21 protein-coding genes are annotated in these 21,094 nt (G+C 65.5%); 10 read left to right on the forward strand and 11 right to left on the reverse strand.

What is annotated here, in order from left to right:
* Positions 1-16: 16 nt before the first annotated feature.
* The 4 genes from BRAD285_RS18315 to BRAD285_RS18330 form a co-directional block, all read right to left on the reverse strand.
* Positions 17-1,186 carry a M20 aminoacylase family protein gene (locus BRAD285_RS18315; RefSeq protein ID WP_006611038.1) on the reverse strand — a complete coding sequence of 390 codons (1,170 nt, stop codon included), beginning with the start codon at positions 1,184-1,186 and terminating at the stop codon, positions 17-19.
* A 121-nt stretch (positions 1,187-1,307) separates the two neighbouring features.
* A complete protein-coding gene (locus tag BRAD285_RS18320) occupies positions 1,308-1,856 on the reverse strand; it encodes a hypothetical protein (RefSeq protein WP_006611039.1) in 549 nt (182 codons plus the stop codon).
* Positions 1,857-1,874: 18 nt separating this feature from the next.
* Positions 1,875-2,177 (reverse strand): antibiotic biosynthesis monooxygenase, encoded by a 303-nt coding sequence (locus BRAD285_RS18325; RefSeq protein ID WP_006611040.1) that lies wholly within the window; start codon positions 2,175-2,177, stop codon positions 1,875-1,877.
* Between the two features lie 70 nt (positions 2,178-2,247).
* Complete coding sequence (locus tag BRAD285_RS18330; RefSeq protein WP_006611041.1) at positions 2,248-3,477, reverse strand: diguanylate cyclase; 1,230 nt, start codon at positions 3,475-3,477, stop codon at positions 2,248-2,250.
* 391 nt (positions 3,478-3,868) lie between these two features.
* Between BRAD285_RS18330 and BRAD285_RS18335 the strand changes: the two genes are divergently transcribed.
* A complete protein-coding gene (locus BRAD285_RS18335) occupies positions 3,869-5,947 on the forward strand; it encodes a LamG-like jellyroll fold domain-containing protein (RefSeq protein WP_035645695.1) in 2,079 nt (692 codons plus the stop codon).
* A gap of 92 nt (positions 5,948-6,039) precedes the next feature.
* On the opposite strand, the gene rpsI is transcribed toward BRAD285_RS18335, so the two are convergent.
* From rpsI to BRAD285_RS18350, 3 genes are all read right to left on the reverse strand, one after another.
* Complete coding sequence (rpsI, locus tag BRAD285_RS18340) at positions 6,040-6,522, reverse strand: 30S ribosomal protein S9 (protein ID WP_006611043.1); 483 nt, start codon at positions 6,520-6,522, stop codon at positions 6,040-6,042.
* A gap of 1 nt (position 6,523) precedes the next feature.
* Positions 6,524-6,988: a 50S ribosomal protein L13 gene (gene rplM / locus BRAD285_RS18345; protein WP_006611044.1), complete on the reverse strand. Its 465-nt coding sequence runs from the start codon at positions 6,986-6,988 to the stop codon at positions 6,524-6,526.
* A 158-nt stretch (positions 6,989-7,146) separates the two neighbouring features.
* The gene (locus tag BRAD285_RS18350; protein ID WP_006611045.1) at positions 7,147-7,575 is read right to left on the reverse strand and encodes a PaaI family thioesterase; all 429 of its coding nucleotides are present in this window, start codon (positions 7,573-7,575) and stop codon (positions 7,147-7,149) included.
* 70 nt (positions 7,576-7,645) lie between these two features.
* Between BRAD285_RS18350 and BRAD285_RS18355 the strand changes: the two genes are divergently transcribed.
* From BRAD285_RS18355 to BRAD285_RS18365, 3 genes are all read left to right on the forward strand, one after another.
* Positions 7,646-8,467, forward strand: coding sequence for an enoyl-CoA hydratase (locus BRAD285_RS18355; RefSeq protein WP_035645698.1), 822 nt, complete (start codon positions 7,646-7,648; stop codon positions 8,465-8,467).
* A 128-nt stretch (positions 8,468-8,595) separates the two neighbouring features.
* Positions 8,596-9,180, forward strand: coding sequence for a CoA-binding protein (locus tag BRAD285_RS18360; RefSeq protein WP_006611047.1), 585 nt, complete (start codon positions 8,596-8,598; stop codon positions 9,178-9,180).
* A gap of 227 nt (positions 9,181-9,407) precedes the next feature.
* On the forward strand, positions 9,408-10,691 hold the full coding sequence (locus BRAD285_RS18365) for an O-acetylhomoserine aminocarboxypropyltransferase (protein WP_006611048.1): 1,284 nt from the start codon (positions 9,408-9,410) through the stop codon (positions 10,689-10,691).
* A gap of 438 nt (positions 10,692-11,129) precedes the next feature.
* On the opposite strand, the gene BRAD285_RS18370 is transcribed toward BRAD285_RS18365, so the two are convergent.
* Complete coding sequence (locus BRAD285_RS18370) at positions 11,130-11,324, reverse strand: hypothetical protein (protein WP_035645702.1); 195 nt, start codon at positions 11,322-11,324, stop codon at positions 11,130-11,132.
* Between the two features lie 318 nt (positions 11,325-11,642).
* Between BRAD285_RS18370 and BRAD285_RS18375 the strand changes: the two genes are divergently transcribed.
* From BRAD285_RS18375 to BRAD285_RS18385, 3 genes are all read left to right on the forward strand, one after another.
* Positions 11,643-11,978, forward strand: coding sequence for a hypothetical protein (locus BRAD285_RS18375; protein ID WP_006611049.1), 336 nt, complete (start codon positions 11,643-11,645; stop codon positions 11,976-11,978).
* 80 nt (positions 11,979-12,058) lie between these two features.
* Positions 12,059-12,289, forward strand: coding sequence for an AbrB/MazE/SpoVT family DNA-binding domain-containing protein (locus tag BRAD285_RS18380; protein ID WP_006611050.1), 231 nt, complete (start codon positions 12,059-12,061; stop codon positions 12,287-12,289).
* Positions 12,286-12,684, forward strand: a complete 399-nt coding sequence (locus BRAD285_RS18385; RefSeq protein ID WP_006611051.1) for a PIN domain-containing protein — start codon at positions 12,286-12,288, stop codon at positions 12,682-12,684. The genes BRAD285_RS18380 and BRAD285_RS18385 overlap by 4 nt, the downstream gene beginning before the upstream one ends.
* A 567-nt stretch (positions 12,685-13,251) precedes the next feature.
* Here BRAD285_RS18385 and BRAD285_RS18390 read toward each other — a convergent pair.
* Positions 13,252-14,340 carry a COX15/CtaA family protein gene (locus BRAD285_RS18390; RefSeq protein WP_006611052.1) on the reverse strand — a complete coding sequence of 363 codons (1,089 nt, stop codon included), beginning with the start codon at positions 14,338-14,340 and terminating at the stop codon, positions 13,252-13,254.
* Between the two features lie 102 nt (positions 14,341-14,442).
* On the opposite strand from BRAD285_RS18390, the gene BRAD285_RS18395 reads away from it, so the two are divergent.
* The gene (locus tag BRAD285_RS18395) at positions 14,443-14,661 is read left to right on the forward strand and encodes a DUF2842 domain-containing protein (RefSeq protein WP_006611053.1); all 219 of its coding nucleotides are present in this window, start codon (positions 14,443-14,445) and stop codon (positions 14,659-14,661) included.
* A 14-nt stretch (positions 14,662-14,675) separates the two neighbouring features.
* Here the strand turns inward: BRAD285_RS18395 and BRAD285_RS18400 are convergent, their stop codons facing one another.
* Positions 14,676-15,737, reverse strand: coding sequence for a polysaccharide deacetylase family protein (locus BRAD285_RS18400; RefSeq protein ID WP_006611054.1), 1,062 nt, complete (start codon positions 15,735-15,737; stop codon positions 14,676-14,678).
* A gap of 287 nt (positions 15,738-16,024) precedes the next feature.
* Between BRAD285_RS18400 and BRAD285_RS18405 the strand changes: the two genes are divergently transcribed.
* Positions 16,025-17,245: a GNAT family N-acetyltransferase gene (locus tag BRAD285_RS18405; protein WP_006611055.1), complete on the forward strand. Its 1,221-nt coding sequence runs from the start codon at positions 16,025-16,027 to the stop codon at positions 17,243-17,245.
* Here BRAD285_RS18405 and BRAD285_RS18410 read toward each other — a convergent pair.
* Positions 17,242-19,551: an exopolysaccharide transport family protein gene (locus BRAD285_RS18410; protein WP_006611056.1), complete on the reverse strand. Its 2,310-nt coding sequence runs from the start codon at positions 19,549-19,551 to the stop codon at positions 17,242-17,244. The genes BRAD285_RS18405 and BRAD285_RS18410 overlap by 4 nt on opposite strands.
* A gap of 351 nt (positions 19,552-19,902) precedes the next feature.
* Between BRAD285_RS18410 and BRAD285_RS18415 the strand changes: the two genes are divergently transcribed.
* Positions 19,903-21,036 carry a glycosyltransferase family 4 protein gene (locus tag BRAD285_RS18415; protein WP_006611057.1) on the forward strand — a complete coding sequence of 378 codons (1,134 nt, stop codon included), beginning with the start codon at positions 19,903-19,905 and terminating at the stop codon, positions 21,034-21,036.
* Positions 21,037-21,094: the final 58 nt, after the last annotated feature.

The raw sequence follows: 21,094 nt of genomic DNA on the forward strand, positions 1-21,094 counted from the left end.
CCGGGTCTTCGAGGGCTCAGCCGGCCGGCATCGCCGTCTCGACGAGCTTGGCCCAGTAACTGATGCCGTGCGGGATCACGTCGTCGTTGAAGTCGTATTCCGGGTGATGCACGCCGGCGCCATCGCCGATGCCCATGAACACGAACGCGCCGGGCCGCGCCTGCAGCATGTAGGCGAAGTCCTCGCCGCCGAGCCGGGGCGGCATGTCGGTTTTGACCTGATCCGGCCCGACGACGCTGCGCGCGACGTCGGCGGCAAACGCGGTCTGCTCGGCGTGGTTGATCACGACCGGATAGCCCCATTCATAGTCGATCTCGACCTCGACGCCCATGCCGTTCGCAAGCCCCGTCACCACGCTCTTGAAGCGCTCGTCCATCAGGCGGCGGACCTCCTCGTCGAGCGTGCGCACGGTGCCGCCGATCACCGCGGTCTGCGGAATGATGTTGTCGGCCGAGGTGCCGGCATGGAAGCGGGTGATCGAGAGTACCGCGCTCTCGACCGGATCGACGTTGCGGGCGACGATCGACTGTAAGGCCGTGACGATCTGCGCGCCGGCGATGATCGGATCGACGCATTTGTTCGGCCGCGCGGCGTGACCGCCGAGGCCCTTCAGGCGCACCTCGAAAGTGTCGGCCGCGGCCATCACCGCACCGGGGCGCGTCGAGACATGTCCGAGCGGCAGCCCCGGCGCGTTGTGCAGGCCGTAGACCTCCTCGATGCCGAAGCGCTCCATCAGGCCGTCCTCGACCATGGCGCGGCCACCGGCGCCGCCCTCCTCGGCCGGCTGGAAGATCACGACCGCGGTGCCGGCAAAGTTGCGGGTCTCGGCGAGATAGCGGGCGGCGCCGAGCAGCATTGCGGTGTGGCCGTCATGGCCGCAGGCATGCATCCGGCCCGGGATGGTGGATTTGTGCGGGATGTCGCGGGTCTCCTGCAGCGGCAGCGCGTCCATGTCGGCGCGCAGGCCGATGACGCGCTCCGACGGCTGGCGTCCGCGGATGACGCCGACCACGCCGGTGCGGCCGATGCCGGTGACGACCTCGTCGACGCCGAATGACGTCAACAGCTCGGCGACCCGCGCCGCCGTCCGGTGCACCTCGTACTGCAACTCGGGATGCTGGTGAAAATCACGACGCCAGACCGTGGCGTCCTCCGCCAGCTCGGCGGCGCGGTTGATGATCGGCATGATGGAGTTCCGAAAAATGAGGCGCGCGCCAGGACGGCGCGCATATGAACTCATTGCATGTCGCGCGACGGCAAAACACAAGCGCTATCAGCACATACGTGCTGCGCGGACTGCATTCCTGCTAGGATCGGAGCTGTTTCAGCTCGCGCGCCAGATTGGCCCGCGCCTTCGCGTCGAGCGCGGCGGCGAAGGCGGGATCTGGGTAGATCACCGGCCGACTTGCAAACCGTTCCAGCACGGCGGCACGCCCGGCGCGGTAGGCGTCATCAGGCACATGGGCATATTCGCGCCGGATCGCCTGCGCATACGCATCGTAGGTCGCGTCGTCGGCGCCAAGCACCGCAAGGTCGATCGAAATGAGCAGCGCGCCGCGACGATCACCTGGCGCAACATCGTGCGTCCGCGTCAGGCGGATCAGCCGGCCGACCTCATCGCGCAGCTCCGGCGCGACGTGCTGCTCCGCGAGCACGGCGCTCCGCTCCTCATTGTCGGACCGCGTGGGATCGTAGACGACGTCGTGCCACCAGATCGCCTGGGTCAGGATCTCGCGATCGCCGACACTGAGATCGGCGACGCAAGCGAGCCGGGCGAGGCAATCCTCGATATGGCTGAGATCGTGGTAGTGCCGCCCCGGCGCGGTGTAGGCCGCGACCAGTTCCTCATGCGTCATGGTCGCGGCTCGCGCTGTTCAGCCGGCCGAGGTCAGCACAGTCTCGGTGTGCTCGACATCCGGAGGGCTGGCGAAGTACTGACCGACGAGACCGCGCCACTCCGTGAAGTTCTCCGAGCCGCGGAAATCGACGGTGTGGTTCTCGAGCGTCTCCCACTTCACCATCAGGCGATAGCGCTGCGGCTTTTCGATTGATTTGTGCAGCTCGAAGCCGTGAAACCCCTTGGAGCGGCCGAAGGCGGCGCGCGCCTTGGCGACAGCGGCCTCGAAATCCTTCTCGGTGCCGGGCTTGACGTCGATCTGGGCGATTTCGGTGATCATGGGCGGTCGGCCTCCCCTGGTTGTTGGGCCGTTTGTCTAGCCCAGACCAGGGGAGAGAGAAAGCCGGGCGTCAGCTGGAGAGCGCGGCGTGCCCGGACTGTGGCGCCGGAGCAGCCGTCGCCGCGGCCGCACGCTGGCGACGGTAGCGCTCCAGCGACAGCGGCAGTTCGGCCGAGGCTTCGACGCGATTGCGGCCGGAGCGCTTGGCCTTGTAGAGCGCCGTATCGGCGGCGGCGAGCAGCACGTCGAGATCGGTGCCGGCCGGCCCGCCGGCGACGCCGATGCTGACCGTGGTGTCGACGGCCTTGTCCTCGCAGACGACGCCGGACGCAGCGAAGGCCTGGCGCACGCGCTCGGCCGCGACCATTGCCTCCTCGATCGAGCACGGGAGCAGCGCCGCAAATTCCTCGCCGCCGATGCGTCCCGAGAGATCCGTGAGCCGCAGCTTGTCGACGACGACGCCGGCAAACAGCTTGAGCACCTCGTCGCCCTCGGCGTGGCCGAAGCGATCGTTGATCGACTTGAAATGATCGATGTCGAAGATCAGCACGCTGACCGGCCGCTCCGCGCGCGCCTCGCGCTCGATCAGCTGGGCGCTGGCGTCGGCGAAGCCGCGGCGGTTGAGCAGCCCGGTCAACGGGTCCGTCGTCGCCGCGCGCTTGTGGGCAGAGACGATGCGCTCGGACACCAGCATGAAGATCACGAACACGGTGCCGACGGCATAGAGCACCAGCTCGATCGAGAAGATCGTGACCCAGGCGGCGGCAAAGGCGCCGTTCGCGTCGCGCAGCACGTTGCCAAGCAGGATCGGGAGCATCAGGACAAAGCCGTGCATGGCCGGCACGATCACGGCAGGCCAGCGCTTGTGCAAGGTGCGCCGCCGCTCCTGCCAGAGCTCGGTCGCCGTCAGCGTCGCGTAGATCACGACGATCGCCGCGCCGATCGTCAACCGTAGCGCTTGCGCCGTGGGATCGAGCAGCATGCCGCTCGCGATCCAGACGATCGCGCCGAGCGCAAGACCTGGGACGCTCGGGGATTTGCCGTGGAAGACACGCGCCGCGTTCCAGACCATGGCGGTGGCGATCAGGCCGATCGAGCTCAGGAACAGCGACACCACCTCGCCATAGCTGTCGGCGGCCAATGTCCACAGCGCGATCGCGACCGCGCCGAGGATGTAGGCTGCCCCCCACCAGCGTAGCGCCGGCGTGTTCTCCTGCCGTCCGAAATACAGCAACATGGCGCCAAGCAGCGCCGCGACCATTGTCGCTACGATGTCGAGCGTCATGCTGTCGAGTGCCATGCGTCACCTCGGTTGCTGCGGCGGCGCGGGATCTCAGGGTTAGCGCGGCCTTATCGCGAGCAACCTAACCGGCGGTCTGTTCGAAAGACGTTTGCCTGGGATGCCAAGTTTTCTCGAAAAGCTCGGCACAACTCGCCCGTAAATTGCTGCGCAAAAATGCAGCAAAAAGGATTCAAAACCGATCCCGGGCGCGGGACACGACGCCCGCTTGGATTGCACAGCGGCGACCAACGATCATTGATAGTTGAGCACGAAGGCGAGACATATGAACCAGTTCACATCCGATGGCGGACACTCATCGAAACGATAAGAAACCTTCTCAAATTTGAGATCATCTCTTCCTAACACGGTCCGACCGCGGCGCGGTGCGCCGCATGAGGTGGGAACGAGAATGTCTTTCGACGAATCAAACGACAAGAAATCCGCGGCAGATCATCCGGCTGGGCGCGTCGATCGCCGCACGCTGCTGCGCAACGCCATGGGCGCCTCGGCGCTCGGCCTCGGCGCCAGCATGCTGCCGGGCCAGGCGCAGGCGCACTGGCATTGGCGCATGCACCATCACCATCATCATGTCACCACCAGCTTCGCGCTCGCGGTGCTGCCGGACACGCAGTTCTACTCGCGCTATGCGACCTCGGAAGAAGGCCAGGCCTATCAGCGCCAGTATGGCAGTACGCCCTATCCGGCGCAGACGCAGTTCATCGTCGACAACGCTGCGAAGTATCACATCCCGTTCACGATCCATCTCGGCGACGTCGTCGACCAGGTCAAGCATCCGCAACAATGGGCGGTCGCCGACGCCGCGATGAAGCTGCTGGAGAACGCAGGCCGGCCCTACTCCGTGCTCGCCGGCAATCACGACGTGCTGCAGGCGCTCGAGTTCGAGAATGCAGCGAGCCAGAGCTCGGGCACGGACGCGCAGCGCGGCTCATCCGAGCCGTATTTGTCCTGGTTCCCGGCCAGCCGCGCCGCCAAGCAGCAGACCTTCCTGGAGCGGCATCCGAGCGGCTGGCACGAAGCGCATGTGTTCCACGCCTGCGGCGTCAGCTTCATGGTGCTGTCACTGTCCTGGCGCGCGTCCGACGACGCCATCGCCTGGGCGCGCAGCATGATCGCGCGCTATCCGATGCTGCCGGTGATCCTCGCCAATCACCAGCTGCTCAACATCGCCAATGACGGCGTGAGCCCGCTCGAGGTCGCCTATGGCCAGTATCTCTGGGACAAGCTCATTCGCAGCAACGACCAGATCTTCATGACGCTCAACGGCCATTATCACGGCGGCGCGCATCTCGTGAAGTTCAACGACTTCCACAATCCCGTGCACGAGATGGTCGTCGACTACCAGATGGCCTATCAGGGCGGCAACGGCCTGATGCGGCTGTACGAGTTCGACTTCACGAAGAACAAGATCGACGTCGCCTCGTTCTCGCCGTGGGTCGTGGAGAAGCCGAAGGACAGCCTCAAGCAGTTCGACCGCGCCTGGCTGACCGAGGAGAACCACGAGTTCACCATCGACATCGACTTCCAGCGCCGGTTCTCGCGCTTCACCCATTTCTGCCATCTGCCGGCCTTCGCCGGCACGCCGATCCTGCCGCGCGTCAAGCAGGACCTCTACGCCAACTACACCGAACAGCCCGAGCCCGTCGTCGTGCCGCCCGCCAACGAGCAGGACTATCCGCTGATCGCCGAGACGGTCGCACACTGGCGCATCGCCTCCTCTGCGATCGGCAAGGCCGTCGCCGCCGGCACCGCGCTGCCGGACCTCACCTCGGGCAATCCGATGCAGCGCGCCTCGCTCGCCGGCGCCGCCCAGGTCGCCGACGTCGTCTTCACCGCCGATAAGCATCGCCTGTCGTCGGCCGCAGGCAGCGTGCAGTTCCTCAACACCACCAAGCAGGGCGGCGGCCGCTTCAGCTGGTTCACGACGGCGGCCAACGCGCCGATCAATGCAGCGACCTTCGCCAAGGGCTACACGGTCGAGGCCTTCATCAAGATCGATCCGAACTGGAAGGCGGCCGATCACGCCTGGTGCAACATCCTCACCCGCTTCGGCAACCGCGGCTGGCTGCCGGGCTATGCCGGCGGTGATCCGGAATCGCCGCCGATCCTGTTCGCGATTTCCAACCTGCGCGAGGTGCAGTGGGAGATCGTGCCGTCGAGTGCGACCACGCAGCCGCAGACCGACTGGTCCGGCGAGATCATGCTCAACACCTGGTACCACCTCGCGATCGTCAACGACCCCAAAGACAATTCGACGGTGCTCTACATCGAGGGCGCGCCGGTGGTGCGCAGCGTGATCGGCGGCAACGGCCTCGCCAGCGTCGCGGCGTCCCAGCCCTGGGCGCTCGGCTGCGGCTGGTGGGACCGGGCACCATCGGACGGCTTCATCGGCAGCATCGGCGAGGTCCGCGTGGTGTCGAAGCCGCTGGCGCCGAACCAGTGGCTGACGGCGCGCCGCGCCAGCGCCTGATCAACGCACGCACAAAGCAAAACGGGCGCCCGCGAGGGCGCCCGTTCGTATTCGAGGCTGAGAGATCCGGCCGAAGCCGGATCGCCTGGACATCAGCGCTTCGAGAACTGGAAGGAGCGGCGAGCCTTGGCCTTGCCGTACTTCTTACGCTCGACGACGCGCGAGTCGCGGGTCAGGAAGCCGCCCTTCTTGAGGACGCTGCGCAGCTCCGGCTCGAAGTTGGTCAGCGCCTTCGACAGGCCGTGACGGACCGCGCCGGCCTGGCCGGACAGACCGCCGCCGGCGACCGTGCAGATCACGTCGTACTGGCCCTTGCGGGCGGCAACGACCATCGGCTGCTCGATCATCATGCGCAGCACCGGACGGGCAAAGTAGACTTCGATGTCGCGGGTGTTGACGGTGACCTTGCCGGAGCCCGGCTTGATCCAGACGCGGGCAACCGCGTCCTTGCGCTTGCCGGTGGCATAGGCGCGGCCGAACTTGTCGACCTTCTTTTCATACTTCGGAGCGTCCGGAGCGGTGACCGCGCCCTTGAGCTGCGACAGCTGATCGAGAGACTGGATGCTTTCGGCCATCTTATGCGGCCCTCGTGTTCTTGCGGTTCATCTTGGCGATGTCGACCTTCTCGGGGTTCTGCGCCTCGTGCGGATGATCAGGTCCGCCATAGACACGCAGATTGCCCATCTGCACGCGGCCGAGCGGCCCGCGCGGGATCATGCGCTCGACGGCCTTCTCGATCACGCGCTCCGGGAAGCGGCCTTCGAGGATCTGGCGCGCGGTGCGCTCCTTGACGTGGCCGACGTAGCCGGTGTGCTTGTAGTACGTCTTCTGCTCGCGCTTGCGGCCGGTCAGAACGGCGTGCGCGGCGTTGACGATGATGACGTTGTCGCCGCAGTCGACGTGCGGCGTGTAGATCGGGAGGTGCTTGCCGCGCAGCCGCATCGCGACCAGCGTGGCGAGACGACCGACGACCAGACCCTTGGCGTCGATCACGACCCACTTCTTCTGGACCTCGGCCGGCTTTGCCGAAAAGGTTTTCATGAGAGATATCCGTGACAGGGAGAATGCGGCGCGGATGACGCGCCGAACTGGTCGCAGCTTCTAGAGAAGCGCCCCGCATTCGTCAACGCCATCAACGCAAAATTCCTATAACAAAAACAGTAGCTTGGAAATATGGTGCTATAATACCCTCGAAAAGCTCACGCATTCGGAATGGAATAGGTGGCCGTGACGTGGGCAATCGGATCGGGGGATTCCCCTGACAGCAGAGTGACTTCGCCGACCGCGAGCCGCTTGCCGAGCTTCAGCAGCCGGGCCTCGGCGAGCACGTCGGCGCCGGCCGCGCCCTTGCGCAGGAAGTTGATGTTGAGGTTCGTGGTCACCGCGAGCCCGACCGGGCCGATCGCCGACAGCAGCACCACGTACATCGCGAAATCGGCCAAGGCCATCAGCGTCGGCCCGGACACGGTTCCGCCGGGGCGCAGCATACGCTCGTTGAAGCGCTGCCGCAGCACGCAGCTCTTGCCATCAGCGCTTTCGATCGCGATGTCGCCGCCGGTCCGGAAGGCCTGGGGAAATTCCGCGTGCAGGAACGCCTCCAGCTCCGGAATGGTCATCTTCGCCGTCATGTCTCCCCCTGCTCTGGTTGTTGGCAATCTGTTACATTAGCTGCAACCACACGCCCATATGGAAATCGGAATGTCCGCCCCTGCCCTCGCCCATGCTGCCGACGCACCGATCCTGTTGCGCGAGATGGCCGGCTCCGTCGCGGTGCTGACGCTGAACCGGCCGGCCCAGCGCAACAGCCTGTCGGAGTCGCTGATCGCCGAGCTGCATCGGGCGCTCGCCGAGATCGGCGCCGACAAGGCGGTGCGCGCCGTCGTGATCGCCGCCAACGGCCCGGCCTTCTGCGCCGGCCATGACCTGAAGGAGCTCACCGCGCGCCGGGCCGACGCCGATCGCGGCCGCGCCTTCTTCGCGCAGCTGATGACTGCCTGCAGCGCGATGATGCAGGCCATCGTGCATCTGCCGAAACCCGTTGTCGCCTCCGTGCAGGGCATCGCCACCGCCGCCGGCTGCCAGTTGGTCGCAAGCTGCGACCTCGCGGTGGCCTCCGAGCGCGCCTCGTTCGCCACGCCCGGCGTTGATATCGGCCTGTTCTGCTCGACGCCGATGGTCGCGCTGTCGCGCAATGTCAGCCGCAAGCAAGCCATGGAGATGCTGCTGACCGGCGAGCCGGTTCCGGCCCCGCGCGCCCGCGAGATCGGGCTGATCAACCGGGTGGTGACACCGGGCACGGAACGCGACACCGCGATTGCGCTGGCACAACAAGTCGCGCGCAAATCCGCGCATACGATCAAGCTCGGCAAGGAAGCGTTCTACCGCCAGGCCGAAATGAACCTTGCCGACGCCTATCGTTATGCGGCAGAGGTGATGACCGAGAACATGCTCGCCCGCGACGCGGAAGAAGGCATCGGCGCCTTCATCGAGAAGCGGACGCCGACCTGGCGGGATGAGTAGCAACGTCGCTGCTGCCCATTCCTCATCCTGAGGAGCCGCGAAGCGGCGTCTCGAAGGATGAGGCCCGACCGGGGCCTCATGGTTCGAGACGCTTCGCTCCTCACCATGAGGAACTAAGGACATCGAGAATGAATCACGACACCTATCCCGACGACTACATCCGCGGCATCCTCAACGGCGTGAAGGTGATCGCGATGGTCGGCGCCTCGCCGTCCGAGATCCGGCCGAGCTTCTTCGCCTTCAAATATCTGGTGCAGCGCGGCTACGACATGATTCCGGTGAACCCCGGTCATGTCGGCAAGAGCCTGATGGGCCGCCCGTTCGTCGCCTCGCTCGCCGACATCGGCCGCCCGCTCGACATGGTCGACATTTTCCGCAGCTCACAGCACATCATGCCCGTGGTCGACGAGGCGCTGAAGCTCTCCCCCCTGCCGAAGGTGATCTGGATGCAGCTCGGCGCCCGCGACGATGCCGCCGCCGAGAAGGCCGAGGCCGCCGGCATGAAGGTGGTCATGAACCGCTGCCCCAAGATCGAGTATGGCCGGCTGTCGTCGGAGATCTCTTGGATGGGCGTCAACTCCCGAACCATCAGCGCCAAGCGCGCCCCGATCCCCACGCAGGGCATGCGGCTGTCGCTGAACCGCACCAGCGTCGGCGGCGGCGCCACCGCAGCCGCGGATCGCGCCGCGAAGGACAGAAGCGATCCGACCTGACGCATCTGCGAAAGGAACGTGTCGCGGATATGGCGCGACACAGCAACGCATTTCAAATCGGGGCTGAAGTCGCCTGCCGCCTTGACGGCATCCCGGCCGCTGGCAAATGTCCTCCGCCGGGATGACGCGGAGGCGCACAACGACGCGCTATCGACACCGTCTCCCATCATCGATTCCCGTGCCGGCCGGCGCCGCCGCGCGAGGGATCAAGCCCACGAGGAAACACCATGACCGAACGTGCCCCCGGATTCGCCACCCTCGCCATTCACGCCGGCGCCCAGCCCGACCCGACCACCGGCGCGCGGGCGACGCCGATCTATCAGACCACCTCGTTCGTCTTCAACGATGCCGACCACGCCGCCTCGTTGTTCGGCCTGCAGGCGTTCGGCAACATCTACACCCGCATCGGCAACCCGACCAACGCCGTGCTCGAGGAGCGCGTCGCCGCGCTCGAGGGCGGCACCGCCGCGCTTGCGGTCGCCTCGGGCCACGCCGCGCAGGTCGTGGCCTTGCAGCAGCTGCTGGCGCCCGGCGACGAGTTCATCGCCGCGCGAAAGCTCTATGGCGGCTCGATCAACCAGTTCACGCATTCGTTCAAGAGCTTTGGCTGGAACGTGGTGTGGGCCGACACCGATGATATCGCGAGCTTCGAGGCCGCGGTGAGCCCGCGTACCAAGGCGATCTTCATCGAGTCCATCGCCAACCCCGGCGGCACCATCACCGACATCGAGGCCATCGCGCAGGTCGCGCGGAAAGCGGGCGTGCCGCTGATCGTCGACAACACGCTCGCCTCGCCCTACCTGATCCGCCCGATCGATCACGGCGCCGACATCGTGCTGCACTCGCTGACCAAGTTCCTCGGCGGCCACGGCAACTCGATCGGCGGCATCATCGTCGACGCCGGCACCTTCGATTGGGCCGGCAGCGGCGACAAATATCCGATGCTGACGCATCCGCGTCCCGAATATCACGGCATCCGCATCCACGAGACCTTCGGCAATTTCGCCTTCGCGATCGCCTGCCGCGTGCTCGGCCTGCGCGATTTGGGTCCGGCGCTGTCGCCGTTCAACGCGTTCATGATCCTGACGGGCATCGAGACCCTGCCGCTGCGCGTGCAGAAGCACAGCGACAATGCCAAGGCGGTCGCGGAATTTCTCAGCAAGCATCCGGCCGTCGCCGCGGTCAACTATGCCGGCCTGCCCGAGGACAAGTATCATGCGCTCGCCCGCAAATACTGCCCGAAGGGCGCCGGCGCCGTGTTCACCTTCTCACTCAAGGGCGGCTATGATTCCGGCGTCAAGCTGGTGTCGAACCTGAAGCTGTTCTCGCACCTCGCCAATGTCGGCGACACCCGCTCGCTGGTGATCCACCCGGCCTCGACCACGCACAGCCAGCTCGACGACGCCGCCAAGACCAAAGCCGGCGCCGGCCCCGACATCGTCCGCATCTCCGTCGGCATCGAGGACAAGGAAGACCTGATTGCCGACCTGGAGCAGGCGCTGAGCGCGTAAGCAGCGAACCACGCGTTGAACTGACGTATGCGCCGCAAGCGTCTGTCACCAGCGCTTGCGGCCGTCCTTCGAGACGCCCGCCTCCGGCGGGCTCCTCGGGACGAGGTCTCAGCTTGCGGCAGCATCCAAGGCATTCGGACTCGACCCTCTCCATGAACACGCCTCTCGGCGTATTCATGGTCGGTGTGCAGGACCCCTTGGGTGCCCGCCCCTGATGGTGAGGAGCGCCGCGCGCGGCGCGCCTCGAACCATGAGGCCCCGCTCGACCTCACCGCAAGCCTCGCTCCGCGTGAGGCCAGCTCCTGTCCTCCAGCGCCCGACTTTCTGATTGAAAAACAAGGAGAGCGCGGGCGGCCCCCCTGGGCTTCCGCGCTCTCCTTCGTCCCACGGTCGGGCCGTTGCCGGCTTCTCGGACCGCGCCCTCGTTAACTGATCATGTCACGTCATCTGGTGCAGCATCCGCGCATGCGCCTTGCCAGCCAGCGGCAACGCCGTTGTCGCAATCAGCCGGCTCACAGCCAACGCCCGTAAGCAGGCGCCGTCCTCATCGAGTGCAGCAAGATCGGAATTGAATGAGCCGGTCCGTGATTGCAGATGCTGGCGCGCCGATGCGCAAAACGGAATCACCGACATGCTCGAAACCTTCTGGTCTGAGACTCTGATGAAATGCAGCAGAGATTCTGTCCCGAACGCGGACCTCCGGCCCTTCGTTCCGCCAGCCTTCAAAATCGCCAGCGGCCGTAAACTTGCACCAGCAGATGTTAACGAAAGCTGAAAAAGCCCGTCCTTCTACGGGCGATTGCAGCCGCACTCAGCCCGCGAGAAAGTTTTCGTTAACCATAAACAGCCCATCCTGCCGACCATGGAATCGCGCGGCACTTGGCGCCGCCTCGCAAGCGCCGGATTGGACATCTTGCGCGCGATCGATGTGACAAGAGGCAGGAGAGCAGAATGCGTACCCTCGTGATCATGATGCTGCTGGCGGCCACCGCAGCAAACGGCGTCGTGCTTGCCGCCGACCTGCCTGGCATCCACGACAAGGTCGTCCACTACAAGGCCCGCCGTGCCGTCAGGGCCGCTCCGCCCGTCGTCATCGTCAAGGACCAGGACTCACTGATCTCCCCGATGCTGCCCTCGACGCCGCTCCTGCTCGGCCGCCAGGAGCTTCCCGGCTATTACGGCCGCGCATTCTCGTATGACTACCAGGGCCCGTATTACGGCGGCGAAGGCTACACGAACTACATGTTCCGTTTGCCTTATGCGTGCGGCGTGACGGGGTATTGCTGAGCAGAGCGCCGCAAAGGCACCTTGAAAAGGAGCTTGGTCCGGCGCATCCTGCAGTCCAGGACCATCGCCAGGAAGTGGACATGCAGGTTATCAAAGTGGACGACAGCCTTGCGGTGCTATTGCCCAAAAAGCTGGTCGACGAGCTCGGCATCAAGGAAGGTGACGACGTCAGCGTCCTTTCGCTCGCCAAGGACGCGATCGCGGTGCAGAAGGCCGCAACGCGCGCCGAGTTCCTGAAGCAAATCGAGCCATTGCGTTTTCCTCTCCCCGCAGACTACAAGTTTGACCGGGACGAGGCAAACGGGCGGTGAGCACGTTCTTCGACAGCAACATTCTCGTCTACGCCTATTCCACTGACCCGCGGCGTGATCGCGCTATTGATGTGATCGCCGATGGTGGCGTCATCAGCGTCCAGGTGCTGAACGAGTTCACCAACGTTTTGCGCAGAAAGCAGAAGCTCGACTGGCCTACCGTCGAAGCCGCGCTATCCTCAATCATCTTTCGTTTCCCCGACGCGCGGCCATTGACCGTGGCTACCCACACCACGGCGATCGCCCTCGCCCGCGATCACGGCCTGCAATTCTACGATGCTCTCATCGTCGCCTCAGCGCTAGACGCCGACTGCGATACCCTCGTCAGTGAAGACTTGCAGCACGGTCGCAGCTTTGGCAGCCTCACGATCGTCAACCCGTTCCTGGGTTTATGACCCGCGAGTCGATGCTGCCAAGTCCTAGTCAGCCAGACTTCCCGGGGGGTTTGAGCCCTCCTCCAATGAGTCACTTGTAAATTTCGGCAAATCAGCATATCCTGCACCTATTCTCATCCAGCCGAGGGGCGCTTCCGGATCGTCCAGTTGCGTGGGATGGGACTGCGGTGGATGTGGCGGGCCGAGCGCGGGCGTATGCTGGCGCGGACGAGCGGCCTGTCATGGACGGCGAAATCGCGTGGTCCTGGCGCCCCGACGCTGGCGCTAAGTCTCATGTCGGTGCTTTCAGCATCGCATGAGGTGACGGGGGCAAGACAGCCCGGTCCCCGGGGAGATCGCGTATAAGCGTTAAAACCATCGCGCAGGGACGGCCGGGTGTTTCCAGGCCGTACCTGTGGTGACCGCCGCGTGCTTTTTTTGTTGCACGCGGGCCATGGGTGCCGGCCAGGCATCCGGCCTTCCCTGCGCCCTCGCGTGTTTCGAGGGTGAGACGAACCGCATGCCTCGGCGTGATCGGCGCGCGAGGGTGAGGAAGTGTGCCTGCTGATGAGATCGAAGGGCCGTACCCTACCCGACCTGCCCCGCAGCCACAGCCGCCTGCGGCAGGGTGATCACAGCACTTCGCCGCGGCGACATCCGCTCCGCCTGCAGCACCGCGAACGTCAGCACGATGATCGCCGTGCCCTGATGCAGCAGCGCAAGCGAGATCGGCACCACCATCAGCAAGGTCGCGATGCCGAGCACCGCCTGGACCAGGATCGCCGCGAGAAGCCGGTGGGCCCCGCGCACCATGTCGCGGCCGGCGCCCGCACGCATCACGTCGAAGGCGTGCCACGCCGCCAGCGCCAGCAGCGTATAGGCCGTCATGCGATGCATGAACTGCACCGTCAGATGGTTCTCAAACAGATTGATCCACCACGGCGCGTGGGCGAAGAGATCGGCCGCCTGGGGGATCAGGCTGCCGTCGATCTCCGGCCAGGTGTTGTAGACGAGACCGGCGCGGAGACCTGCGACCAGGGCGCCGAGATAGAGCTGCACGAAAGTGACGCCGACCAGCATCCAGGCGGTGAGCCGCAGCCGGGCCGGCACGTCGGCCTCGTCGCGCGGCTTGAGTCGCCGCAAGGTCCAGACGATCGAGGCGAAGATCAGAAGCGCCAGCGACAGATGCGTCGCCAGACGGACCGGCGCCACCTCGGTGCGCTCGGTGAGGCCCGACGCCACCATCCACCAGCCGACCGCGCCCTGCAGCGCGCCGAGGCCGAAGATCAGCCAGAGACGGCGGCCGAGCGGCCCGGAAACGGCGCCACGCCACAGGAACCACAGGAACGGCAGCAGATAGACCATGCCGATGACGCGGCCGAGCAGCCGGTGACCCCACTCCCACCAGAAGATCGTCTTGAACTCGTGCAAGGTCATGCCGGCATTCATCTGCCGGTATTGCGGGATCTGCTTGTACGCTTCGAACGCGTCGGTCCAGGCCTGCTCCGAGAGTGGCGGCAGCGTGCCGGTGACCGGCTTCCATTCGACGATCGACAGTCCGGATTCGGTCAGCCGGGTCGCACCGCCGACCAGCACCATCAGCGCGATCAGGCCGGCAACGATCGAGAGCCAGACGCGGATCGCGGCAGTGTCTCGGGCGTGGGGAACCGTGGTCATGGAGGTTGAGCGCTCGATTGAACCTAAGCTGTCAGGCCCTTATAATCCCGGTGAATTCACGCGCAAGCCGCGCCGCCCCAAACCCAGGCTGACATTCCCGTCATGACCATCCGCACCCGCAAATTGATCGGCGCGATCGCGCTGTTGCTGCTCGCCTTCGCCTGGTCGATGATGGGCATGGTGCTGGCGCAATTCCCCCTGATCGCCAATTCCGGCTGGATGCAGGCGGTGTATTACGTCGTGGTCGGCATGGGCTGGGTGCTGCCGGCCATGCCGATCGTGAGCTGGATGCTGCGCCCCGATCCGGCGCAGGAAAGCTGAGTCGGCCGGGCTAATCAGCCGAGGTCGAGCTCGGGTCGCGGCGCGAATTTTTGTCGCGGCAGGGTCACCCCGGCCATCAGCACCTTCAGCGCCCGCAGCGAGCGCGAGCGGCCGTCCCAGGCGATACGCGGCAGCATGTGCAGATCGGTGCGGCCCTCGCTCTGCACGACCCCGCCGATCGCCGTGGCGGCGCTGACGAAGCCCGCCTGCTCCGCAAGCACTACATCGCTGCGGCGGAAGGAGTCGCGATCGCCGAACGGATACGCCATGTGCCGGACCGGGCGCCGCAGCGCCGTCTCCAGCACCGCCTTGCCCATCGCGATCTCGCGCTGGGCATCGGCGTCCTTGAGATGCGCGAGCACAGGATAATGCACCGTGGCGCTGCCGATGGTGACCTTGGGATCGGCCGCCAGCCTGGAGATATCGGCCCAATCCATCGACGTCTCGCGCGTCAGTGCCGACAGATCGAATCCATGGCGCGAGCAGAGATCGCGGATCGCGCCCGACAGCTCCGCGGGCGGCAGCTTGCGCAGCCAGGCGAAGAGATAGGCGTACAGCTCGGCCTTTTCGGCCGGCTTGAACACGGAGAAGCGCTGTTCGCGATGATCGATGACCAGATTGATGCGGGCTTCCCGCGCGGTGACGGCCTCGAGCGCCAGCCACCAGGCTTCGCCGAGCCCGTCAGGAAAGGCGGTGGGCACATAGGCCGTGAACGGCACGCCGTGGCGGGCCAGCACGGGATAGGCATGCGTGATCAGGTCTTTCGCGCCGCCATCGAAGGTCAGGCAGGCAAACTGTCGGCTTTCGGGCAGCCGCACCGAGCGCTCACAGGCCTCGTCAAGCGAGACGATATCATAGCCCCAGCGCTTGAGCGCACGGATGACCTTGTCGAGAAAGGCCGGCGTGATCTCGGAGCGCTTGAGCGGCTGAAACGCATCCTTGCGGCGCGGGCGCACGCGCTCGAACCGAAGGATGGCACCGGCGCCCCGCGTCGCGCGCGAGGCCAGCAACGCGCGGCCGCTGAAATAGGCCAGTTCGAGCCGGGCGCTGCGCAGCCACCTGTTGTCCGACGACAAATCCCGCGTCCCTTCCGCAAAGCCCACTTGAAACCAAACCGACTGCGCCCACCTGATGCTGACAGACCATGGCGCGATCGCGTCATCGTCGAGGTCGCATGATCTTTAAGAACATTTCCTCTTAAGATCGGGTGGCAGATGCCGATTTGAACAGGTCTTTTAGTCCGTCTTTCCCGATTTGGGACGCGATCATTGCCATTACCTTTTGTTGAGACTTCTTTGCGAGGGTCTCTCGACGCCAAGCAACAAAATTCCAAGACATCCTCCACGACAACGCGAGCTGCGCGATGACCATGGCCGCCGTGATCGAGAGCCGGACGGCGCAGGCGCCCGCGCAAAAACTGATGTCTGGCATCGCTGAAGTCGACATCATCTCCGATCTTGCCGCCGCCGAGCCGGTCTGGCGCGCGCTCGAATCTCCCGACCATGTCTCGACGCCGTACCAGCGAATCGATTTGCTCGGCGCGTGGCAACGCGCTGTCGGCACGCGCGAGCATGCGTCACCGTTCGTCGTCGTCGGGCGTGATGCCGAGCAGCGTCCCCTGATGCTGCTGCCGCTGGCATTGCGTAACGCCTTCGGCGTGCGTGTCGCCACCTTCATGGGCGGCAAGCACACGACCTTCAACATGCCGCTGATGGATCGCGACTTCGCCGCGCGCGCGGACGCCGGCGATCTCGACGTCCTGCTCGCAGGATTGCGCGATCACGGCGGTGTCGACGTGCTTGCGCTGTCGCAGCAGCCGATGCGCTGGCGCGACCTCCCCAATCCCATGGCGCACTGGCCGCACCAACCGTCGGTGAACGACTGCCCGGTGCTGCTGATGCCACCCGGCGCCGCGCCGACGGCGCTGTTGTCGAACTCCTTCCGCAAGCGGCTCAAGAGCAAGGAGAAGAAGCTGCAGGCGCTGCCCGGCTATCGTTACATGATCGCCGACAGCGACGCCGAGATCGGCGAGATGCTGGACTGGTTCTTTCGCGTCAAGCCACTCCGCATGGCCGAGCAGAAGCTGCCGAACGTGTTCGCCGAGCCGGGAATCGAAGAATTCGTACGGCTGGCCTGCATGGCCAAGCTCGGCTGCGGTCGTCGCGCCATCGAGATTCACGCATTGCGTTGCGACGCCGAGATCATCGCCCTGTTCGCCGGCGTCGCCGACGGCACGCGCTTCTCGATGATGTTCAACACCTACACGCTGTCCGAGAACGCGCGCTGGAGCCCGGGGCTGATCCTGATGCGCTCGATCATCGATCACTATGCGCAACAGGATTTCCGCGCGCTCGATCTCGGCATCGGCTCGGACGACTACAAGCGGGTGTTCTGCAAGGACGACGAGCCGATCTTCGACAGCTTCATTCCGCTGACCGCGCGCGGCCGCGTGGCCGCGAGCGCCATGGCTGCGATCGGGCGGGCGAAGCATGCCGTCAAGCACAGCCCCGCCCTGTTCCGCCTCGCGCAGCGTCTCCGCGGCGCGCTGCAGCCGCGGAGGGGCAACGTGAAGGATGAGGACTAAGCCGCGACGCCGCGCGGGTCCGGCTGGTTGAGGCTGGCACCGCCGAGCGGCGCGGTCAGCATGGTGACGGCGCCGAAGCCGACCTCGCGCAGCTGCTCGCTCATCTGGCTGCGCGCCTCCGCAGGCATGGCGGGATCGGGAACAACGACGGCGCGCGCTGACGTTGTCAGCAACTCGGCCGGAAGATCGGAGGCGTTGCCGGCGTCGAGCAGCACGTGGTCATAGACCCGCAGCAGCGCATCGATCGCAAGCGCCAACCGCGGCGATTGCAGCTGGTTGCGATCGGCACCGGGACGGCCGGCATTGACGAGATGCAGCCGGGAGGCCCGGTCCTTGGTGATGATGGACGCGAACGTCGCCTCGCCCAGCATCAGCTCGATCAATCCCGGCGCAGCCGGATCGACCGAGAGGCTGGCGAGCAACTGGGGCCGGCCGGCGAGATCGACGAGCACCACCCGCGCCTCTCGCGCCAAGGTGCGGGCGAGCGACAGAGCGGTAGCGGTGACGGCCTCGCTGCCCGCGGTGCCGAGTACGGTAATCTTGCGGGCAGCCTCGCCCGCGGCAAGCAGGCTGGCCGAGAGCTGGTCGAGCTCGGTTGACGGCGGAGGCGCCGGCTTCACGGGCTCGGGAGCCGGCGGCGAGCCGGCGGCGGATGGCGGAGCGACGGCAACGGGAGCCGGAGGGGCGACTTGGGCGGTGACGGGTTGGGCGACGACGGGAGGTGCGGTAACAGGGGGTGGCGCAGCCACGGAGAGTGCAGGAGCCGCCATCACCGGCTCAACCCGCGCCGTCGGCGCCACCGCGACGACGACGGGCGTGATCGGCCCAAGAGCTGTTGCACGCGGCGCAGTGAGGCGCAGCAGCTCACCGGTCATGACCACGCCCGAGGTGAGCATCAAGGTGGCCAACGTCGCGATCAGCACGATCGGCAGCTTCTTCGGATAGGCCGGCGTGTTCGACACCACCGCCCGCGAAATGATCCGCCCTTCCGCCGGCGGCGTGTCGAGCGACTCGCGGGTGTTGGCTTCACGGTATTTGGCAAGATACGACTCGAGCAGGTCGCGCTGCGCCTTGGCCTCACGGTCCAGCGCCCGCAGCTTGACGTCCTCGCCGTTGGTCGAAGAGGCCTGCTTCTTGGCCTGCTCCAGATTCTGGGTCAGCATCTGCACCCGCCCCTCGGCAATGCGCGCGTCGCTGTCGAGCGAGCGCGAGATCTTGCCGGCTTCGTCGCGGATCTGGCGGTCGAGGTCGGCCAGCTGAGCCTTCAGCTCCTTGATGCGCGGATGGTTGTCGAGCAGCGTCGACGACTGCTCGGCCAGCTGCGCGCGCAGATTCACGCGCTGCTCGGACAGCCGCCGCATCAGCTCGGAGTTGAGGACCTCGGAGGCCTCGATCGGCTGCCCGCTCTGCAGCATCTCACGGATCAGCCGCGCCTTGGTCTCGGCATCCGACTTCAATGCCCGGGCATTGTTGAGCTGGGTGCTGGTCTCGCCCATCTGTTGGTTGGAGAGCGAGGTGTTGTTGGTGCCCATGAACGAATTCGACTTGGCACGGAACTCCTCGACCCGCGACTCCGCCTCCTCGACCTTCTTGCGCAGGCTCTGAATCTCCCCGGCCAGCCACTGGCTCGCCGACTTCGCCTGAGCCTGCCGCGCAGTCTGCTGAACAACGAGGTAGCCGTCGGCAATGGAGTTGGCGACCTGGGCGGCGAGCTCCGGATCCTGCGACTGGAATTCGATGACGAGGACGCGCGACTTGTCCACGGCATAGACGGTCAGCCGTTCATAATAGGCGTCCATGACGCGCTCATCCGGCGTCATAGCTAGGGGATCCCTGACCAGTCCGAGCATCGCGGCAATGGACTTCAGCGGCGACACGCCGCGCAAGACGGAATCAAACTCCGGCAGTTCGTTGAGCTTGTTCTTCCTGATGATGTCGCGGGCCAGGTCGCGCGACAGCACCAGTTGCACCTGGCTCGTCACCGCCTCGGCGTCGAGCGCCTGGCGCTCTTCCACGCGCTCGCTGTTCGGACGCAGAAACACGTTCTCGCGGCCGTCGATCAGGATGCGCGCTTCGGACTTGTAGCGCGGCGTGATCATGTTGACCGCCGTGACCGCCAGGCCCAATGCAAACAGCGTCGGCAGCAGAATAAACCAGCGCTTTCGCGCCAAAGCGCGACCGATCAGCCGAATGTCGAGATCGCCGGACGCGACGGGCTCGGCCGAAGACGACGAGCTTCTAACAGGCTGAACCGAAGCCTCATCCGCCCCTTTCTTCTTGCCGGCACGCCAGAACGCCAACTGCATCATCCACTCCCGCGGGATCTACGCCACGCCGCCACCATACGTGGTACAATTACACTCCATTAAGGTTGCTGACGGGTTAACCGAAAAACCGTCCAGCGATCCTTGCAGCAAACATGGGAGATCCTGACTTTAAAGTTGAGCTCGGCTTGCGCCAGATCGTCACAATCTCGCATCGAGTGAGGGGGCGAAGGGCACCAGGTGAGACTTTGTTAACCATCAATAATCTATCGAGAGGAGGTGATAACAGGAATGAGACGAGAGGCGCCCGTGCTTCCTCTATCCGCCAGTCGTCAGATCGGCTCACGCAGCGGCGCCTGGCAGGTCGCAGCCGGTGGCTCTGACGAGCGCGACATGGTTCCGTCTCCTGACAAGCCGCTGAAGATCCTTCATGCCGTCCGGGCTCCGGTCGGCGGCATCTTCCGGCACATCCTCGACCTTGCCAACGGCCAGGCCGACCGTGGCCACGACGTCGGCATCGTCGCCGACAGCCTGACCGGTGGCGAACGCGCAGATGCAGCGCTGGCGCAGATCGCGCCGCGATTGAGGCTGGGCGTCCACCGCATCGCCATTCATCGCGAGCCCTGGCCGACCGATGTCGTGGCGTTGAGCCGGTTCTCTCGACTGGCGCGCAACATCGGTCCGGACGTGCTGCACGGTCATGGTGCCAAAGCCGGCGCGTTCGTCCGCCTGCTTCCGCATCGCCCCGGCACGATCCGAATCTACACGCCTCACGGCGGCTCCCTGCACTATCCGCGCAACACGCTGAAGGGTGCACTCTACGGACGGCTCGAACGGGCGCTGATGAACCGGACCGACCTTTTCCTGTTCGAGAGCGTGTTCGCCCGCGACACCTATGAGCGGATGATCGGCCATCCCCAGGGCCTCGTTCATTGCGTCTTCAACGGCGTGACCGCCGGCGAATTCGATCCGGTCACGGTGGCCATGGATCAGACCGATCTCGCTTATGTCGGCGAGTTCCGGTACATCAAGGGCGCCGATCTTCTGATCGATGCCGTGGCGCAGCTGCGCGATCGCGGCCGGCCGGTGACGCTCACGCTGGGCGGCGATGGCGAAGAGATGCCCAGGCTCCAGGCGCAGGTCGAGCGCCTGGGTTTGACAACTGCCGTGCGTTTCATCGGACACGTGAAGGCGCGTGACGGATTTTCCAAGGGCCGCCTGCTCGTCGTGCCCTCGCGCGGCGACTCCATGCCCTATGTCGTGATCGAAGCTGGAGCAGCCGGGGTTCCGATGATCGCGGCGAGGATCGGCGGCATCCCGGAGATCTTCGGGCCGCACAGCGAGGCGCTGTTCATGCCGGGCAATGCCGTCGCGATGGCCGATGCGATCGCAGCGGCGCTCGACGATCCCGCCACTGCGCAACTGCGCGCCAAGGCGCTGCGCGAACGCGTCTTCCAGCACTTTTCGCAGAAGGCCATGGTCGAAGGCGTGCTCGACAGCTACCGCGAAGCGTTTACCAAGACCTGACGGCATTTACCATCGCTAACCGTTTCTTCCGATTTACCAATTAATCCCGCCGATGGGG

This window comes from Bradyrhizobium sp. ORS 285, assembly GCF_900176205.1.
Lineage (GTDB): Bacteria > Pseudomonadota > Alphaproteobacteria > Rhizobiales > Xanthobacteraceae > Bradyrhizobium.

What these genes read in the sequence shown, in the direction of transcription:
- BRAD285_RS18315 (WP_006611038.1), bottom strand. Translation starts at nt 1,186, where the DNA reads ATGCCGATCATCAACCGCGCCGCCGAGCTGGCGGAGGACGCCACGGTC.
- BRAD285_RS18320 (WP_006611039.1), bottom strand. Translation starts at nt 1,856, where the DNA reads ATGACGCATGAGGAACTGGTCGCGGCCTACACCGCGCCGGGGCGGCAC.
- BRAD285_RS18325 (WP_006611040.1), bottom strand. Translation starts at nt 2,177, where the DNA reads ATGATCACCGAAATCGCCCAGATCGACGTCAAGCCCGGCACCGAGAAG.
- BRAD285_RS18330 (WP_006611041.1), bottom strand. Translation starts at nt 3,477, where the DNA reads ATGGCACTCGACAGCATGACGCTCGACATCGTAGCGACAATGGTCGCG.
- BRAD285_RS18335 (WP_035645695.1), top strand. Translation starts at nt 3,869, where the DNA reads ATGTCTTTCGACGAATCAAACGACAAGAAATCCGCGGCAGATCATCCG.
- rpsI (WP_006611043.1), bottom strand. Translation starts at nt 6,522, where the DNA reads ATGGCCGAAAGCATCCAGTCTCTCGATCAGCTGTCGCAGCTCAAGGGC.
- rplM (WP_006611044.1), bottom strand. Translation starts at nt 6,988, where the DNA reads ATGAAAACCTTTTCGGCAAAGCCGGCCGAGGTCCAGAAGAAGTGGGTC.
- BRAD285_RS18350 (WP_006611045.1), bottom strand. Translation starts at nt 7,575, where the DNA reads ATGACGGCGAAGATGACCATTCCGGAGCTGGAGGCGTTCCTGCACGCG.
- BRAD285_RS18355 (WP_035645698.1), top strand. Translation starts at nt 7,646, where the DNA reads ATGTCCGCCCCTGCCCTCGCCCATGCTGCCGACGCACCGATCCTGTTG.
- BRAD285_RS18360 (WP_006611047.1), top strand. Translation starts at nt 8,596, where the DNA reads ATGAATCACGACACCTATCCCGACGACTACATCCGCGGCATCCTCAAC.
- BRAD285_RS18365 (WP_006611048.1), top strand. Translation starts at nt 9,408, where the DNA reads ATGACCGAACGTGCCCCCGGATTCGCCACCCTCGCCATTCACGCCGGC.
- BRAD285_RS18370 (WP_035645702.1), bottom strand. Translation starts at nt 11,324, where the DNA reads ATGTCGGTGATTCCGTTTTGCGCATCGGCGCGCCAGCATCTGCAATCA.
- BRAD285_RS18375 (WP_006611049.1), top strand. Translation starts at nt 11,643, where the DNA reads ATGCGTACCCTCGTGATCATGATGCTGCTGGCGGCCACCGCAGCAAAC.
- BRAD285_RS18380 (WP_006611050.1), top strand. Translation starts at nt 12,059, where the DNA reads ATGCAGGTTATCAAAGTGGACGACAGCCTTGCGGTGCTATTGCCCAAA.
- BRAD285_RS18390 (WP_006611052.1), bottom strand. Translation starts at nt 14,340, where the DNA reads ATGACCACGGTTCCCCACGCCCGAGACACTGCCGCGATCCGCGTCTGG.
- BRAD285_RS18395 (WP_006611053.1), top strand. Translation starts at nt 14,443, where the DNA reads ATGACCATCCGCACCCGCAAATTGATCGGCGCGATCGCGCTGTTGCTG.
- BRAD285_RS18405 (WP_006611055.1), top strand. Translation starts at nt 16,025, where the DNA reads ATGACCATGGCCGCCGTGATCGAGAGCCGGACGGCGCAGGCGCCCGCG.
- BRAD285_RS18410 (WP_006611056.1), bottom strand. Translation starts at nt 19,551, where the DNA reads ATGCAGTTGGCGTTCTGGCGTGCCGGCAAGAAGAAAGGGGCGGATGAG.
- BRAD285_RS18415 (WP_006611057.1), top strand. Translation starts at nt 19,903, where the DNA reads ATGGTTCCGTCTCCTGACAAGCCGCTGAAGATCCTTCATGCCGTCCGG.